Here is a 15,939-nt window from a genome sequence, read left to right as displayed (position 1 = left end):
GTTCAATCCGCGAGTCGATGCAGCAAGGCGGGTAGGCCGTACCCTGCCACGACGACGAAAAGGAAAAACGCATTCAGCACCATGCCGAGAAGCGCTACGAATCGGTCCGCCCGAGAGAGAGAGGCTCGCCGGTGCACGCGTTGTGCGAGCAGAAGCCCTGCCCCCGCCAGGGCAGCGGCGGCCATCGTCCCTAGAAATAGAGCCCGTTTCGTGCCGTGATCGCGGGCCACGTAGACGAGTCCGTAATCGAGAAGCTGTCCCCCCAGCGCCGCCAGAGGCCCCGCGGCTAGACTCAACAGCGCAAGCTTTCGCGCGCTCATCGGATGGCTCCATCCAAATAGAAGAGGCCCGCGAATGGCAGCCACACGAGCACCCCAAAGAACCAAAATACGCAGCTCGCTTCGATGTCCTCGAAGGCTTTTCGCTCCATGATGCGCCGGAAAACGACGGCGCAGAGAAAGAGATTCTCCGCGGCACCGACGACGATCTCCAGCGTGTGCAAGCCTACGGTCGTCCAGACCACCGAGGCATACGCATTCTCGCTCCACGTGAAAGGCAGCGCGTGAATCTCCCATGCTCGCACCGCGAGGGCCGCCATCGAAAGCGCCGTCGCGAGAACGAGCCAGCGGCGCGTGGCGAGGAGACGCTCCGTGCGCACCGCACGCCAGCAGAGGGCCATAGGCACGAGACTCGCCAGCAAGACGCCCACCTCGAGCGCCCCCGGCCCCGTCCGAAACGGCGCCGAGGGCGGCCATTCGTCGAAGTTACCGCGCACGTAGAGATACGTCGCGAGCATCAGCGCGAATCCCATGCTCTCGATGGCGATGAAAAGCACGGTGCCCCACCAGATCGGCGAGGACGCGCCGAATGCATGCATGGGTAAATTGGAGGCGTCGATGGTCCTGGCGCTCATGCGGAAAAGCTCCCCGTGGCTTCGGCGCGTCGCCGATCCAGCGTTTCGAACGAGGGTGTGCCGCGACGCCCGGGCCAGAACCACGCGACCAACGTCGAGCCGACGGCGGCGCCGCCGATGGGAAGTCCCCAGGGGGTGAAGATGCACGCGATGATCAAGGCCGTCGTGGCCAGGGCCGCAAACAAAGGCAAAATGGTGGGGCCGGGGATCTTCGTCTTGTGATCCGGCTCGGCATCGACGGCGCGCGTGACGAGCTGCTCGTTTGGTGCCAGCCCGGTGACCTGGCCCAACTCCCCATTCCACATCGGGTACGCACTCGACACGACGAAGGTGGGCCGGGTCCGAAACGGAGGCGGTGAATCGAGCGCCCACTCCAGCGAAGGCGAACGCCAGGGATCGCGCCCCGCCGGGGCCCCGGCGCGCAGACTCACCGCGATGTTGGCCAAGAGAACCAACACCCCGAGGCCGAGCACGAAGGCCCCCACCGTGGAAACCATGTTCCACGTGCCCCAGCCCGACTCGGGCAAGTACGTGTATACGCGTCTCGGCATGCCATGCAGACCGAGGACATGCTGCGGAAAGAACGTCACATTGAAGCCTGTGAACACCAGCGCCACCGAGAGCTTGCCGAGTCGCTCGTCGAGCCGGCGCCCGGTTATTTTGGGAAACCAATGAACGAGCCCGCCGAAAAGCGGAAAAACGGCCCCGCCAATGAGCACGTAATGGAGATGCGCCACGACGAAGAACGTGTCGTGCACCTGCAGATCGAGGGGTACGGACGCGAGCATCACCCCGGAAAGGCCTCCCACGAGAAAGGTGGCGAAAAAGGCCAATACGAACCAAAACGACGCATTGAACTCGGGCCGGCTCCCCCATATCGTGGCAATCCAGCAAAAGAATTGAACACCGGTGGGAATGGCAATGAGGATGCTCGCGCCGGTAAAAAAGCTGGCCCCGAGCTGGGGCAGGCCCGTGGCGAACATATGGTGGACCCACAGTCCAAATGCCATGATCGCCGTACCGACATTGGCCAATACGACGGGTACGTAGCCGAAGAGCGTGCGCCCCGTGCAGCTCACCACGATTTCGGAAACCATGCCCAGCGCAGGGAGAAAGATGATGTACACTTCGGGGTGGCCGAAGAACCAAAACATGTGCTGCCAGAGCAAGGCATCGCCACCTTCGGCCGGGTTGAAGAAGTGCGTGGCCACCAGACGATCCAAGGCCAGGCAGCTGCTTCCAATCATGACCGCGGGCATGGCAAAAACGACCATGAAGGCGGTGACCAAGCTCGCCCATACGAAAATGGGAAGCCTATCGAGCGACATGCCTGGGGCCTTGTGTTTGAACACGGTGACGATGACATTGACGGCGACGCCAAGCGCCGAAAGCTCGGTGAAGGTGACGACTTGGGCCCACACGTCGACCCGTTTGCCCGGCGAATATTCCGGCCCCGAAAGCGGCACATACGCAAACCACCCGGTGTCCGGCCCGGTGTTGCTCAAAAACGAGACGATGAGAAACAAGCCTCCGCAGAGGTATACCCAATAGCAATAGGCCGCGAGGCGCGGGAATGCCGTATTGCGCGCACCGACCATGAGGGGCACGAAATACAAACCGAGTCCTTGCATTACCGGCACGGCAAAGAGAAACATCATGGTGCTGCCGTGGGTGGTGAACACTTGATTGTAGGTGTCCGGGCCAACGACGTTGGCCAAGGGAACCGCGAGCTGCAGACGCATCACCAAGGCAAGCAAGCCGCCGAGCAAGAAGAAGATCAGCGCGGTCGTGATGAAGCGCGCACCAATGGCGGTGTGCTCGGTCGTGCCTAGCCATGCGCGCGCACGGGACATCATTGGAGGCTCCGCAGGTAGGCGAGGAGGGCCTGAAAGTCGTCTGGAGCGAGCGGGGTGGCCGGCATGAGCACGCCCGGCTTGATGGCTTGCGGATCGGAGATCCACCCGCCGAGGTGTCCGATGTCGTTGTCCAGGGTGCCCATCGCAAGACGTCGCCGGCTGGCCACGTGGGTGAGCTCCGGCCCCACGGTGGCAAAAGCATGGGTGCCGCGGATGGTGTGGCAGGTGGCACACGTGCCCTGGAGGAATATGGTTTGACCGCGCTGCTTTTGCGGCTCGTCGGGCGGCACCGAAGGGGCGAGTTGCCGCTCTTGCCAGGCGCGAAAATCGGATTCGCTTTCGGCGATGATCAAGAATCGCATATTGGCGTGTTGGGTCCCGCAGAATTCGGCGCACTGGCCTTCGTACGCACCGGGGCGATCGGCGCGTAGAACGAGGGTCGATGTTTTTCCCGGGATCATGTCGCGCTTCCCGTGGAGGTTGGGAACCCAGAAGCTGTGAATCACGTCGTGCGCCTCGAGCTTGATTCGAATGGGCCGCCCCACGGGAATGTGCATTTCATAGGCCGTGCTGAAGCGGGTGGCCCCCTGATCGACGGGGTAGCGAAACTCCCACCACCATCGGTGCGCACTCACCTCCACGGTCACTGCCCCGTCGAGCGACAACGATGCGATGGCCCGGCCGGTGAGAATGCTCATGACCAGCAGCACGAGAAGCGTCACCACCGTTGCCGTCGTGAAAAAGGTCACCGCGTGGCGCTTTCGTTGGACATCCTGGGCGGACATCTCCCGACGGCGGCGGCGAAGGGCCAACGCGAGCGCGCCGAGCACCAGGACGAAGATGACACTGGAAATACCGAAATAGACCCACCAGAGTCGCTCGATGTGCACGGCTTGAAGCCCGGCCGGCTCCAAGGCCGAATGGGATGCATAGGGCATCACGGGTTTTCCTCCGGATTGGCAGGCGGATCCGTGCGCGATGGCGGAGGACGCGTGGACATGTGGTCGTCACGGCCCGGCGCGGCATCGTTGGGCGCAAGGCCGCTGAGCGAGCGCACGTACGCCACGAGCTGCCAGACCTGCGCATCGGTCAGGCGCGACCGAAACGAGGGCATTCCGTTCGCGCGACCTGCGATGATGCTTTCGAAGATGGTCGCGGGCTCGCTGCCATAGGCCCATTTTCCGTCCATGAGCACGGGGCCCATGCCGCCGCCACCGTGGGCATGGCACCCGGCGCAGTTCATTTGCGCATAAAGGCGCTGGCCTTCGGCGATGCCCCACGCGTTGCGCATGCCCCACGCGCGGGAGCTCGAAGGGTACCCCGCGGCGGCGGCGCTCAAGGGGGCGGGCTCCTGGAAGGGCCGCTTTTCGCGCTCGCACGCCGCGATCAGCGCCAGCGCCATGCACGGTGCGAGCAGCCAGCGCGGGGTCATGGGCGTGGCTCCAGGGGCAAGAGGGGGACACCTGCGTCATGCAATATATTGGTCAACTGCATACCGGCCCGCTCGATGACCGCATCGAGCTCCCGGGCCAGGGCCACGTCCTTGCGGCGGACGGCCATGGACATCGAGAACGCAAATGGAACACGTTCGTCGCGTTCTTCCTCGACGGGAACCACGTTCAGCGGCACCGCGCTTCGTTTGGCCCCCCACCCGGCGACGGGTCCCCAAAGAATGGCCACGTCCACCTCTCCGCGCTGCAAAGCCTCGACCGCCGACGGCAGCTCCCGCCGGTATTCGCCCCAGAGCGAAAATCCCACGAGACCATCGACGATGCCCCGCCGGGCCAGCGCGTGCACCGGTGCAGGGTTTCCTCCGTCGTCGCCGGCCAGCGGCACCCCGATCCGCATCGTGCGCAGGCGCGGATCGTCGATCGAGCGAAGATCGTCCATCGAATCGCTCCGCCGCGTCACGAAAGCAAAGGTGGACCGGAAATACGGCCGCGTCGTTCGTGCCATGTCCAAACCAGAGGGCACCGCCATGACGACGTCGCACGTCCCCGCGTTCAATGTATTTCGAAAGAAGCCGCGCCGCTGCGCCCACCACGTATACGCGAGCTCGGCGTGAAGCTCGCGGGCCACGAGCGCAGCCACCCGGTTTTCGTAGCCCTGCCCTTCCTGATTGGACATGGGCAAATTCGCCGGGTCCGCGCAAACGCGCAGCACGCGCGCGGGCTCCTTTCCCGCCGTCCGCGCATCGCCCGCGAGCACGCCGATGGCCGCAGCGAGGAGCAAAATCGTGATGTGCCGCAGAGTCTTCATCGTGCCTCACGGAAGCGCAAACACGTAAACCGCGCCGCCTTTCTTGGTGGCATTCTTCAGATCGGCCATGGCATGGACGAATCCGATGGCGCCCGTTCCATCGAGCGGATCGAGATCGTTCGACACCACGGCACCGGCCCATCCGCCGACCCCGTCGAGCACTGCGATATATTGCTTACCGTCCGGCCCGCGGTACGTCACGGGCTGTCCAATGACACCCGAATCCGTTTTGAACTTCCACAGCTCCGCGCCGGTGCGCGCGTGGACCGCTTTGAACCAGCCGTCCATGGTCCCGTAGAACACGACGTCGGTGGCGGTGGCCACCGTTCCACTCCACACCGGAAAGTTCTCGTCGATGCTCCACACCTTGCGCGCCGTCATGGGATTCCATGCCGTCAGCACTCCCCGGTGGCCACCGGGCCCGGGATAGAATCGCGTGTTCGCCCCCACGTACGGCGTCCCTTCGACGTAGTTGGATTCGAGCCCCTCCTCGTCCATGCACAAATTCTGGTGCGGGATGTACAGAAGCCCGGTGTGGGGCGAAAAGGACATGGGCTGCCAATCTTTCCCGCCCGCCGATGCCGGGCAGATGTTGCGCGTCACCTTTCCCGTCGTCGGCGCGAGCGCCGCAACCATATTGGGCCGCCCACTCGCGAGATCCACCCCATTGCTGGACGAAACGTGGACGAAAGGAGCCGCCGAAAGCACCTCTCCGGTCACGCGATCGAGCACATAAACGTACCCGTTGCGATCCGCATGGGCGAGAACCTTGCGCGTCTTCGCATCCGCGCTCGTGGCATCGAAAAGGACATTCTCGTTGACGCCATCGTGGTCGTACACGTCGTGTGGACTCCATTGATAAAACCATATGGCGGCACCATCGGATGGCCGCCGGGCGAAGATGCCGGCCGTCCATTTGTTGTCCCCCGGTCGCGCCTCGTGATTCCACGGACCGGGGTTTGCCGTACCGTAGTAAATCAGGTCCAGCTCGGGATCGTACGAGACGAAGCCCCATACCGTGCCACCACCAATGCGCCATTGCTCCACCGGCCAGGTCCGCACCCCCAGGTCGGCGCCGCGATCCGATGCATAATGCGGTTTGAACTCCGGTCCAATGAGCACGTCGCGATCGGGCCCTGTCGACCAGGCGCGCCAGGCGATGCTTCCCGTTTTCGCATCGAGCGCGGTGAGCCAGCCTCGAACGCCCATTTCACCGCCGCTGTTGCCGACCAGCACGTGCCCTTTCACGACGAGGGGCGCCATCGTGATCGTCTCGCCGCGGGTGACCTCGCCCAACTTGGTGCGCCACACCTCGGCCCCCGTTGCGGCGTCCAAGGCAATGGTAAAATCATCCAGCGTATTCATGTAAATACGGCCCTCCCAAAACGCCATTCCGCGATTGACCAAATCGCAACAGGCCACCCCTCGCGCGGCCGGCACCGGCTTGGGTTCGTAGGTCCATTTGGGCGGGGAACCCGGCTTTTCCAGATCGAAGGCCAGGACATGGTTCGGAAACGGCGTCACCACGTACATGGTGCGGCCGACGACGAGCGGCGCGGCTTCGTGGCCGCCTTCGACCCCCGTCTTTTGCGACCATACGAGCTTCAGGTCTTTGACGTTTTCCGGTGTGATCTGCGTCAAACGTGAATAGCGCGTATTGGCGTAATCTTTTGCCGGCATGGTCCATTGACCATCGTCCTCGGCCGGTGTCCCCGTTCCGAGCGACACCTTGGCCGCAGCGTCCAGCCATGGATTCTGGGCCGCGGGCTCGCTGTGCACGTGCTTGCGGCATGCGCCGAGCCACGCAATGGACAACAGCAGCGCAATCGCTCCACGCCGTGTCATGACTTCGGCACCGTGGCCACGGCCACGCCCCACGGCCCCGTCCCGACGGGAATGCGGGCCACGATGCCGGATGTCGCGGTATCGATAACGGCCACGTCCGGCCCTGCGGCCACGTACAAATGTTTCCCATCCGGCGTAAGCGCCACGCCCCATGCGCGTGCCCCCACCGCATCGATGGTTCGATCGAGCCGCTGCGCACGGAGATCGATGACGCCGACGCTCCCGTGCCGGCCGTTGCCCACGTACGCGCGCTCGCCGTCGGCGGATACGGCGATGCCCATGGGCCGTGCCCCGCCCTCTCCTGCCTTGACCGCACCGAGCGGCACGTTCTTCTCGAGATCCACCACGTGCACGACGCCGCTGTTTTCGGCGGTGGCGAATCCACGGTCCTTGGCAAAGGCGATGGCCCGAGGGCGACTCGCCGCAGGAATGCGCGCGACGAGTCGCTCGGCGCCGGTGGCAATCACGTCGATCTCGTTCGAGGCCTCGCTGGTCACGTACACGAAGCGCCCGTCGGGTCGCACGCTCACGCCCTCCGGTTCCGCACCGACGGCCACTGTGCCGCGCACGTGACCCGATGCCACGTCCACGATGGATACCTCCGCTGTCTCTTCGTTGGACACGTACAGCGTCTTGCCGTCCGGGGTCACATCGAACGACTCGGGATCCCGTCCCGCGGGCAAGACTCGAACGAGCTCGCCGCGCCGGATGTCGATCACGCCGATGCCATCGGCATCATCGTCGCGGTCGTCGCGCGGAGCTCCGGGCCTCGCCTTCACGGAGCCGCTCAACGCCACGAACAACGATTGCCCGTCGGGCGATACGCGAAGACCGCGCGGGCGTTTTCCCACGGAAATCGAGCGCACCACGGCGCGGCTCTGCGCGTCGATGACGCTGATGTCGCCCGAGTCCTCGTTGGATACGAAGACGAGCACACGCCCGGACTGACTCTTTCCGCAGGCGAGAACGAGCATACCAACGACACCGAGCCACGCGCCTTGCAGCCACATGAACCATCCAAGTAGCAAGGTGAATGCCGCGGCTCGGTATCGAACCAGCCCCTACTTGGCCTTCGCTGCAGCTTTGCGTGCGCGCGTCTTCGGCGCACTCGTCGCGCGCGTTTGACGCCGTTTCAACTGGCTGTCCGCTTTGACGCGATTGGCGCCCGAACGCGTCGACTTCCGCGACGGCCGCCCGCTGCCCGAGTCCTCCAGAGCATGCGTCGCTCGCTCGGCGTCGTCCTTTTTGATATTGCGGCGCGCCGTCTTTCCACCGGCGGGCCGGCCGCTGGTCTTTTGCAGCGCCCGCCCCCGCGCCCGAGCCTCCGTAGCCTTTTTCGTCTTCGTCGTCTTCGCGGGTGACTTCTTCTTTTTGGGTCCCGATCGCTCGGCGATGGCCGCAAACTCCTCTGCTCTCGTACTCATGATGGGAGGAGCTGCACGGCCCACGCCAAGTGCAAATCAATCGGGCGCGACGGAATTCCGAGCATCCACTTTGCACACGGCCGCGGACCTGGAGGTTTCATCATGATGCATTCGATGCGTATGCTCGGTGTCGCAACATCCTTGTCGCTTGCAGTGCTCATTTCCTGTTCGTCGCAGTCTCCGAGCGACCGCGACCAAAATGCCTTGGGGGACGATACTCAGACGAACAATCCCACGAACGACCTATGTCCGCACGACGATGCTGGATCCGGCGGTGGATGCGGATCGCACGATGGCGGAACGAGCCCGGCGCCGGTCATGTGCTCCGATGGACAAGCCGCCGCCATTTTGGACACACTGGACATGGGGGAAGTCGAGGAGTCGAAAGCCGTCGTCGACGCCTCCATCGATGCGAGTCTGCAAGACTTCGCGCGCATGATGATCAAGGAACATGGTGCCCACCGGGATGCGCTGAAAACGTTGACGGCCAAGCTCGATATCTCGCTGGCTGCAACCGGCGTTTCCCGCGAAATGTCCAAAGACTCCAAAAAGGACATCACCATGTCGCGCACGCTCGCGCGGTCGGAGCTTCAAAGCCATTATCTCAATCGGCAGGTCCTCGGCCACATTCGCGCGCTAGGCGTCATCGAGATGCTCATCCCTTCGTGCAAGGCACCTGAATTCCGCGACTTCGTCATCCAGACGCGCGCAACCGTACGGCAGCACCTCGCGCTGGTGTTGACCATTCAGAGCAAGCTCGAAGGCGCATGCGGCGGCAACGCGGGAGGCGGCACCGACGAGCCAGACTGCGACGACGCAGGTATGCCCATCGATGCGGGCGCACCCGTCGATTCCGGCGTGATCGTGCACTAGCCAAACACGTCGGCCACGATGCGCAGATTCGCCACACAACCGTACGAATTCTAGGCTCCAGGCGACGGGTCGCAGAGGCCCTGCGGCCCGTCGCTCGAAATTACGACCTCAGCGCGGATTGCCGTAAAGCTTCGCGGCGCCCTGGGCATCGAGCGCGGTGATGCGAAGGTCGCCCGTGTTCGCGCCGTTGCACCACGGATAGTGCATGACCGACGAAGCGTCGTACGGCGTCAGCTCACGCCAATTGTCGTCCTCGAAGCAGTCACCCGACTCCGGCCGCGTGTGCTCGTGGCGGAAGCCCAAGGTGTGCCCCAGCTCGTGCCGCAAAAGGCCGGTCAGCGTCTCCGGGCCATTGGGGTTCGAGCCATTGGCCGCCGTCGGTCCAATCAGCACCTCGCGGGCGTTGCGGCCATCGTTCGGGAAAAAGGCGCGCCCGGAGAAGCCCGACCCGCCGATGCGCACGTTGAAGACGACATTGCGATTGCGCACCGTGCAATTCCCATCTTGATCCGACTTGTAGACGAACTTCACGTCCGCCACCGCCGTCCAAGCATTGCCGGCATCCTTCATCGCCTGCACGACGCGATTGTAGTTCGAGCCGAACGACGACTTGCTCACACAGTAGGTGATGTTGAGCTTCTGTGCATTGCTCCACTTGGAGTCGACGCCATTGTTGTTGTCGACGATGAGCGCCCCCTGCTGGACGTACTGCTCGTAAAATGCCTGCAGCTTCGCCTCGCTGCTAATGGGGATATCTCGATCGACGATCCAAATACCGGTATCGGGCTCCTGGTAGACCGTCTGCTTCCACTCCGCGAACGATTTCGCGGTGGTGCCGGTGATCTCTCCATCATTGGACGTCGACTCGGATGCGCAGCCCGCAGAGGACAAAGCGATTGCACCCATCGCAAGCGCGACGGACAACTTGATCCGCATGGTGAACCTCTTCATTCAGGTTTGGTGAGAGATTGGTCGAAACCTCTACACGCCACGCGGTGGGCACGCGATTCACGGCATAGAAGGCAGTCCGTAGTGCCGTTCGCTTCTACACTTTATGAAACAAAGGTTCGTTTTCTTACGCCGCGGTAAGGCAGATACGTCAACTCACTGCGTCAATAAGGTATCGATTCTCCGGCGATGTGCGGATGTAGGGTACGCCCTGTCGAACCGCTCGGCGCGCGCCTCCGCGTCGCTTCGGCGGTGAAGGCGGAGCAATGCATCGATGGCCAGCACCTCGCGCTCCTGCGCCAGGTCTCCATTCGGATATTGCTCTTTGTGCACTTCGCACAGTCCCAAGGCCCGCTTTGGATCGGCCTGCAGCTGGTCCTGCGCCCGGCGCAAGAGCTCCACTTCCGATTCGACCGGGGCCTCTTTCGCACGTGACGTTTTTGGCGCAGAGACGACTTTGTCCGGAGCCTTCGGCAGCACGGCCACCTCGGGCTGACTCGGCGCTGACTCCCTGGGCCGCGGGGGCGGCGGCGCAGGGGCCGCCGATGCCACCACGGCCACGTGCGGGCGCGGCGCGTCCGCCGGGTGCGTTGCGTACCATCCACCGGTGGCAACGCCGGTCGCGAGCACAGCGGATCCGACGACCTTCGCCGCGAACGATGCGACTATCGTTTTACCTGCGGCGCCTGCGCCCGCGGCTCCTGCACCGGCCGCGCCCAAACCGCCGCCGCCTCCCAGGCCGCCACCTGCTCCCGCGCCACCGTCTCCAAGTCCGCCTCCTGCACCATGGCCACCGCCACCGCCGTCGAATCCTCCGCCGATGGCTCCGCCCAAGGCGGCGAGCTTCGCGGTGAGACCTGCCTCGAGGAGCCCGATACGATCCTGCGCGGGCACATCGGCACGTGCTGCTCCGATGGCGCGCCGAACCGCATCGAGCTCGGAACAGTCTTCGAGGCGCGGGGGCGGATCACGATCGGATTTCACTCGACAGTTCCTTTCCTCGCTTGTCGGAAAAATGACTCCACCTGCTCACGTGCGGCGTGCAGTCGCGAGTAGGCGGTCTGCAATGGGCACTCGAGCACCTGCGCCACCTCGTTCATCGACAGTTGCTCGATTTCGTACAGCACGAACACCGCGCGTTTCTTTTCATCCAATGTATCCAGGGCAAGGTCGAGCCATCGCCGGGCCTCGCGCTCGGCAAGTCGGTCGTGGGGGCCATCCGTGGCCACCATCTCGGGAAGTGTCGCAGTGGGAAGCTCACGCTGGGTCCGGGCTCGCCGCCGATGCGCCAGTGCGACCCGGACGGCGATGCCGTACAACCAGGTGCGCAACGACGACTTTTGTTCGAAATCCTGAAGCTTGCGAAAAACGATCACGAAAACCTCTTGGCAAAGATCGTCCGCGTCGGACTCGTTGAGTCCGAGACGACGCAGCGATCTCCACACGAATGGACCGTGCTCGCGAAAAAGACGCTCCACGTCGGCCGCCGTGGTCGGAGGCGGTTGGGTGGGCGGTGTCAATAGATTCCTGAGGGGTAGATGCAATGCCCCAAACTACCCTTGCTCCCATGGCTGTACGACAGCCGTAACGTCGTCGGTCCGATGATTAATGCATCGCGGCGCGACTTTTTATGACGGAACATCAGGGAAAACGCAGGCCAAAGCTCAAATCGGTTGCTCCAGCGATCGGAGCGGGTCGAAAAATGGCCTGTTGTGACCCATTTGACGCCCGGTAACTGAGCTCCGTCCGCACGATCGGCACGATGAGCGATAGCCCAAGGCTCACGACGAGCGGTCCAGCGACCCGAAGGCCGAAACGGCTCGGCAAAAACGCATGCGCAACGAGCGCCTCGTCCGACCGTGCTTCGGGAAAGCCCACCCCGCGACTCTGCATCGTACCCAGCTCGAATCCTGCACATCCTCGATAGGAAAATACCCCTTTTTCCCAATGGAGAGGACAGAGTGCGACTCCGCCGTAGGCGAGCGACACATCGCTGCTCGCCCCCGGTTGGTTCGAATCGGCCGTGCCCCGCGCCCAGTAAGTGCCGGAAAACTCGATTCCCCAGAACGACGGCGGCTTGAGCAGCACAGCCGCTGTCATACCTGCACCTACCGAGGGGAGCAGCCCCACCGATAGAATGCCGCCTGCGTTCGCCTCGAAGCGCCACGGATCAGGTGGCTCGACTTGAACCACGACCTCCTCACGCTTGACGATCACCTGCGGAGGAGGAGGTGGTGGCGGGGGCGGAGGGGGCTCGGGTTCCGGGGTGGTCTTTCCCAAGGCTGCATCGGGATCGATCATCACCGAGACGACGAACACGATGGACTCGTCGAGCGCCTCCGAGCAGCTGCTCCCCGATCGCTGAATCTCGCGGGTGCCGATCACGTTGCCGCGCGCATCGCGAATGGTCAACGCAGCGCGCCACTCCGGCGCCGCGCCACGTTTGGTCTGCGAAACGGAACCTTCCACCGACACGTCGGCCTGCGATGCGGAGACGAATACCTTTCTCCGCAGGCGCGCTTCGACGGCTTGCGCCAACGCGTTCGTTGCGATGCAATTTTCTGCGCCCTGCAGACGTACCCAACTGAGGGATGACGTTCGCGCATGTGTGTTTTGAGCGTACGCCGGCCAAGCATGCAACATCGCACAAAGGGCGATTGGCATTCCCAATGGGAGACAAATAGGCGTCCTGGGTCCTCCGTCCGACACGAGCGAAGCCGTTCCATGATAGAGTTGTCAACCCAAGTCAACGGAAACGGGACCTCACCAAAAAGGACGATCCTCTCATCGGGATCCTGCTCGTGCCGTGCGTACCAAAGTCTCCCTCCTCTTCATCTCGCTATTCGCACTCGGAGCGTGCATCACGAACTCCGAAGTAGGCGTCTATCCACGCGACGATACGAGGGAGACGCCGACCCCGCCGCCGTCGCCGACTTCGAGCGACGCAGGAACGGACGCGGCCGAAACTGGCCAGCCCGACATTCATCCCGTCGCGCGGGCCGCCAATCGCCTCGCCGCCGGAGCACGGAGTACGTGCGCGACGACGTCGACGGATGGGGTCGTGTGCTGGGGCGACAACTCCTCGGGTCAACTTGGTAACGGCACGAACATACGCGCCTGCCCCGACGGTTACGTGTGCCCGGTCCAGGGCTTGGATATCGGTGTCGACGCCGTGTTCGGTGGCGGGCTCGCGCACTGCGCGCTGACCAAAGACAGCCTGGTCTACTGCTGGGGCGACACCGTGTTCCAGCAATCGGGCGACGGCGTGTACACGCACCACGTCACGTACTCTCCGCGCAAGATGCCGGAACTCGCGAACGCCTCCACGGTGGGCGTCGGGCTGTATTTCCAGTGCGCGCTCACCGACGGCCAGAGCACGAAGTGCTACGGACTCAATAACCCAGGCGCGGTCGGCACCAAGACGGTGGAGGGTGGCGGCTCGGGAGATCCCGTCGAAGTGTCCGGCATGGGCAGGCAAGGTCGCAAGCTTGCCGCCGCGCAGTCTGGTTACTTCGCCTGCGCGGTCACCACCGTCGGCGCGCTCAAGTGCTGGGGATCCAACGCGCACGGACAGCTTGGCAACGGCACCTACGACAAGGTGCAGGAGGCCACGACCGTCAAAGGGCTGGAGGCGAACGTGACCGCCGTGGCGGCCGGAACCGACCATGCGTGCGCCGTCGTTTCCGGCGACGTGAAGTGCTGGGGACGCAACGACAAGTGGCAACTCGGCAGTGGCGAGATCGAAGATCGACTCACGCCCGACACCGTGCCCGGTCTTTCGGGGGTGGTCGCCCTGACCGCCGGCCGCGCCCATACCTGCGCACTCACGCGGAAAGGCGCGGTGTTTTGCTGGGGCGATTACGGCGGCCCTGCGATTTCGGCGACCCCGGTCAAAGTCATCGCGGAAAACGTCACCGAGATCACCGCGGGCACCAGCCATACCTGCGCGCTCTACTTCGACAACAGGCTGCTCTGCTGGGGCAGCAACGACTACGGCCAACTCGGGCCCTTCGCCGGTCGCGCAGCAGAGCTCCCGTAAGCCGCTAACGCTGCGTGCGCGGATCCCAGCCCGTGGCCTGCCCCTCTTCGAGGGCGTCGAGGCTCGACATGGCGTCCGCATCGAGGGCGAAGTCGAAGATCGCCGCGTTCTCCTTCTGACGGCCGGGATCGGCCGACTTGGGCAGAACGACCAGATCGTGTTGGAGGCCCCAACGAAGCAGCACCTGCGCAGGGGTCCGGTCCATGCGCCGAGCAACCTTGCGAATCTCGGGATGGTCCAGGCGATGGCCGCGCACCAGCGGGCTATAGGCCTGTACGACGATGCCATGCTTCTTGCAGAAAGCACGCGGCTCGCGCTGCTGCATGAAGGGGTGAATCTCGATTTGGTTCACGTCGGGTCGCTCGTTGGCATCGGCGAGGAGCTCTTCGAGGTGCGAGACCATGAAGTTGCTCACGCCGATGGATCGAACGCGCCCGCCCGCGCGAAGCTTTTCGAGGGCGCGCCACGAGTCGCGGCGTTTGTGTTGGACCGGCCAATGAATGAGGTAAAGGTCGACGTGGTCGAGGCCAAGGCGCTTCATGCTGGCGTCGAAGGCGCGCAACGCCGAATCGTACCCCTGGTCGTCGTTCCATAGCTTCGTGGTGACGAAGATTTCGTCGCGCGGAATGCCGCTTTCGCGCACGGCCGCGCCAACCTCGGCCTCGTTGCCGTAGATGCGGGCGGTGTCGATGTGGCGGTAGCCGGCGCGCAGTGCGGACAGCACCGCGTCGCGCGTGACCCCGCGCGGCATCTGCCAAACGCCGAGACCGACCCGCGGCATCGACGGTCCCGAGGGAAGCTTCACCTTCGCGGTCGTTACGTTTTCCATCGCGATATTTGTAAGCCCCCGGCTAGGAGTAGCAAGAGCATGCTGCCGACACGTACCCCAGAGCTGGAGCGACTTCGGGCCATCCAGCGGCACGTCGACGCGTACACCGTCGGGATCCTCGATGCATTGCCCATCACGGCGTCGTGGGATTGCCTCGAGCTGGGCGCAGGCGCAGGATCCATCGCCCACTGGATGGCCGAGCGCTGTCCGCGGGGACGCGTGGTGGCGGTGGACATCGATGTTCGGCACCTCGACGCGAACGGCGCGGCGAACTTGGTCATCGAGCAGGCCGATGTCACGCGAACCGATTACGCACCGGGGATGTACGATTTGGTGCACGCGCGATATCTCTTTTGCCACCTGGCGCAGCGCGAAGATGTCCTTCTGCGGGCCGCGCGCTGGCTGAAACCGGGAGGCTACTTGTTCATCGAGGAGCCGTACCAGCTGCCCAGCGAGACATCACCTTTTCCGCGGGTGCGTCGCGTGATGGACGCGTACGAGCGCTACCACGCCACCCGAGGCACCGATTTGAAATGGGCCCGAGGACTCCCCGCCGCACTGGCACGTGCAGGGCTCGGCGAGGTGATGCACGCGGGCAATCTCGGATGTATGGGCGGCGGAAGTCGCGATCGCTGGTCACCCCTGATCGCGAACGCCGGGCCCGCGCTGGTCGCCGAAGGGCTTCTGTCCGAGGCCGACTTGGAGGGGTTCTTCGAGTTGGTCGCCGACCCCTGTTTCATCGACATCCCGCAGGTCACGATTGCGGCGTGGGGCCGCGCGAAGCTGGCGTGAGCAATCCCGTTGGACGGCAGCGCAACGTAATCATCTTTTTTTCATAAAGGTGACGGCTGCGTCGCACCACACGAACACCCCCCTCGGCGAGAGCGCGCGGGCTCGCTGTGCGCGGACGTAACTGATCCCGCTCAATCTCGACTATCCCGACAAGGAGCGAT

At 64.0% G+C, this 15,939-nt stretch carries 17 protein-coding genes; 3 read left to right on the top strand and 14 right to left on the bottom strand.

The features are described from left to right. Positions 1-2: 2 nt before the first annotated feature. Genes LZC95_00865 through LZC95_00825 form a run of 9 tightly spaced genes read right to left on the bottom strand, consistent with a single transcriptional unit; the run spans position 3 to position 8,297 of the window. Positions 3-320, bottom strand: coding sequence for a hypothetical protein (locus LZC95_00865; protein WXA95391.1), 318 nt, complete (start codon positions 318-320; stop codon positions 3-5). Next, on the bottom strand, positions 317-913 hold the full coding sequence (locus tag LZC95_00860) for a cytochrome c oxidase subunit 3 (protein WXA95390.1): 597 nt from the start codon (positions 911-913) through the stop codon (positions 317-319). Before LZC95_00860 ends, LZC95_00865 begins: the two co-directional genes overlap by 4 nt. Next, positions 910-2,769: a cbb3-type cytochrome c oxidase subunit I gene (locus LZC95_00855; protein ID WXA95389.1), complete on the bottom strand. Its 1,860-nt coding sequence runs from the start codon at positions 2,767-2,769 to the stop codon at positions 910-912. The genes LZC95_00860 and LZC95_00855 overlap by 4 nt, the downstream gene beginning before the upstream one ends. Further along, positions 2,766-3,707, bottom strand: a complete 942-nt coding sequence (gene coxB / locus LZC95_00850; protein WXB00292.1) for a cytochrome c oxidase subunit II — start codon at positions 3,705-3,707, stop codon at positions 2,766-2,768. The genes LZC95_00855 and coxB overlap by 4 nt, the downstream gene beginning before the upstream one ends. Then, the gene (locus tag LZC95_00845; GenBank protein ID WXA95388.1) at positions 3,707-4,201 is read right to left on the bottom strand and encodes a c-type cytochrome; all 495 of its coding nucleotides are present in this window, start codon (positions 4,199-4,201) and stop codon (positions 3,707-3,709) included. Before LZC95_00845 ends, coxB begins: the two co-directional genes overlap by 1 nt. After that, entirely contained in the window at positions 4,198-5,028 is an 831-nt protein-coding gene (locus LZC95_00840) for a quinoprotein dehydrogenase-associated putative ABC transporter substrate-binding protein (protein WXA95387.1), read from the bottom strand. Before LZC95_00840 ends, LZC95_00845 begins: the two co-directional genes overlap by 4 nt. Positions 5,029-5,034: 6 nt before the next feature. Continuing rightward, positions 5,035-6,873: a methanol/ethanol family PQQ-dependent dehydrogenase gene (locus LZC95_00835; protein WXA95386.1), complete on the bottom strand. Its 1,839-nt coding sequence runs from the start codon at positions 6,871-6,873 to the stop codon at positions 5,035-5,037. Next, positions 6,870-7,883 carry a beta-propeller fold lactonase family protein gene (locus tag LZC95_00830; GenBank protein WXA95385.1) on the bottom strand — a complete coding sequence of 338 codons (1,014 nt, stop codon included), beginning with the start codon at positions 7,881-7,883 and terminating at the stop codon, positions 6,870-6,872. Before LZC95_00830 ends, LZC95_00835 begins: the two co-directional genes overlap by 4 nt. 51 nt (positions 7,884-7,934) lie before the next feature. Continuing rightward, positions 7,935-8,297, bottom strand: coding sequence for a hypothetical protein (locus LZC95_00825; GenBank protein WXA95384.1), 363 nt, complete (start codon positions 8,295-8,297; stop codon positions 7,935-7,937). Positions 8,298-8,399: 102 nt separating this feature from the next. Between LZC95_00825 and LZC95_00820 the strand changes: the two genes are divergently transcribed. After that, the gene (locus LZC95_00820; protein ID WXA95383.1) at positions 8,400-9,170 is read left to right on the top strand and encodes a DUF4142 domain-containing protein; all 771 of its coding nucleotides are present in this window, start codon (positions 8,400-8,402) and stop codon (positions 9,168-9,170) included. Between the two features lie 108 nt (positions 9,171-9,278). On the opposite strand, the gene LZC95_00815 is transcribed toward LZC95_00820, so the two are convergent. The 4 genes from LZC95_00815 to LZC95_00800 form a co-directional block, all read right to left on the bottom strand. Then, positions 9,279-10,106, bottom strand: coding sequence for a M57 family metalloprotease (locus LZC95_00815; GenBank protein WXA95382.1), 828 nt, complete (start codon positions 10,104-10,106; stop codon positions 9,279-9,281). Positions 10,107-10,274: 168 nt separating this feature from the next. After that, positions 10,275-11,102 (bottom strand): hypothetical protein, encoded by an 828-nt coding sequence (locus LZC95_00810; protein WXA95381.1) that lies wholly within the window; start codon positions 11,100-11,102, stop codon positions 10,275-10,277. Next, entirely contained in the window at positions 11,099-11,638 is a 540-nt protein-coding gene (locus LZC95_00805) for a sigma-70 family RNA polymerase sigma factor (protein ID WXA95380.1), read from the bottom strand. The genes LZC95_00810 and LZC95_00805 overlap by 4 nt, the downstream gene beginning before the upstream one ends. Before the next feature lie 121 nt (positions 11,639-11,759). Beyond that, a complete protein-coding gene (locus LZC95_00800; GenBank protein ID WXA95379.1) occupies positions 11,760-12,656 on the bottom strand; it encodes a hypothetical protein in 897 nt (298 codons plus the stop codon). Between the two features lie 268 nt (positions 12,657-12,924). Between LZC95_00800 and LZC95_00795 the strand changes: the two genes are divergently transcribed. After that, positions 12,925-14,157, top strand: coding sequence for a hypothetical protein (locus LZC95_00795; GenBank protein WXA95378.1), 1,233 nt, complete (start codon positions 12,925-12,927; stop codon positions 14,155-14,157). 4 nt (positions 14,158-14,161) lie between these two features. Here the strand turns inward: LZC95_00795 and LZC95_00790 are convergent, their stop codons facing one another. Beyond that, on the bottom strand, positions 14,162-14,986 hold the full coding sequence (locus tag LZC95_00790) for an aldo/keto reductase (GenBank protein ID WXA95377.1): 825 nt from the start codon (positions 14,984-14,986) through the stop codon (positions 14,162-14,164). A 39-nt stretch (positions 14,987-15,025) separates the two neighbouring features. On the opposite strand from LZC95_00790, the gene LZC95_00785 reads away from it, so the two are divergent. Continuing rightward, on the top strand, positions 15,026-15,778 hold the full coding sequence (locus tag LZC95_00785; protein WXA95376.1) for a class I SAM-dependent methyltransferase: 753 nt from the start codon (positions 15,026-15,028) through the stop codon (positions 15,776-15,778). The last annotated feature ends 161 nt before the right edge of the window (positions 15,779-15,939 follow it).

It is taken from the genome of Sorangiineae bacterium MSr12523 (assembly GCA_037157775.1).
GTDB classification, from domain to species: Bacteria; Myxococcota_A; Polyangia; order Polyangiales; family Polyangiaceae; genus Pendulispora; species Pendulispora brunnea.
Note: the sequence above shows the minus strand (reverse complement) of the source record. Positions and strands in the feature narration are given on the sequence as shown.

Excerpts from the sequence above, each read along its gene's own strand:
- LZC95_00785 (WXA95376.1), top strand. The coding sequence starts at position 15,026 with ATGCTGCCGACACGTACCCCAGAGCTGGAGCGACTTCGGGCCATCCAG.
- LZC95_00825 (WXA95384.1), bottom strand. The coding sequence starts at position 8,297 with ATGAGTACGAGAGCAGAGGAGTTTGCGGCCATCGCCGAGCGATCGGGA.
- LZC95_00815 (WXA95382.1), bottom strand. The coding sequence starts at position 10,106 with ATGCGGATCAAGTTGTCCGTCGCGCTTGCGATGGGTGCAATCGCTTTG.
- coxB (WXB00292.1), bottom strand. The coding sequence starts at position 3,707 with ATGCCCTATGCATCCCATTCGGCCTTGGAGCCGGCCGGGCTTCAAGCC.
- LZC95_00845 (WXA95388.1), bottom strand. The coding sequence starts at position 4,201 with ATGACCCCGCGCTGGCTGCTCGCACCGTGCATGGCGCTGGCGCTGATC.
- LZC95_00860 (WXA95390.1), bottom strand. The coding sequence starts at position 913 with ATGAGCGCCAGGACCATCGACGCCTCCAATTTACCCATGCATGCATTC.
- LZC95_00865 (WXA95391.1), bottom strand. The coding sequence starts at position 320 with ATGAGCGCGCGAAAGCTTGCGCTGTTGAGTCTAGCCGCGGGGCCTCTG.
- LZC95_00855 (WXA95389.1), bottom strand. The coding sequence starts at position 2,769 with ATGATGTCCCGTGCGCGCGCATGGCTAGGCACGACCGAGCACACCGCC.
- LZC95_00790 (WXA95377.1), bottom strand. The coding sequence starts at position 14,986 with ATGGAAAACGTAACGACCGCGAAGGTGAAGCTTCCCTCGGGACCGTCG.
- LZC95_00830 (WXA95385.1), bottom strand. The coding sequence starts at position 7,883 with ATGTGGCTGCAAGGCGCGTGGCTCGGTGTCGTTGGTATGCTCGTTCTC.
- LZC95_00840 (WXA95387.1), bottom strand. The coding sequence starts at position 5,028 with ATGAAGACTCTGCGGCACATCACGATTTTGCTCCTCGCTGCGGCCATC.
- LZC95_00835 (WXA95386.1), bottom strand. The coding sequence starts at position 6,873 with ATGACACGGCGTGGAGCGATTGCGCTGCTGTTGTCCATTGCGTGGCTC.
- LZC95_00820 (WXA95383.1), top strand. The coding sequence starts at position 8,400 with ATGATGCATTCGATGCGTATGCTCGGTGTCGCAACATCCTTGTCGCTT.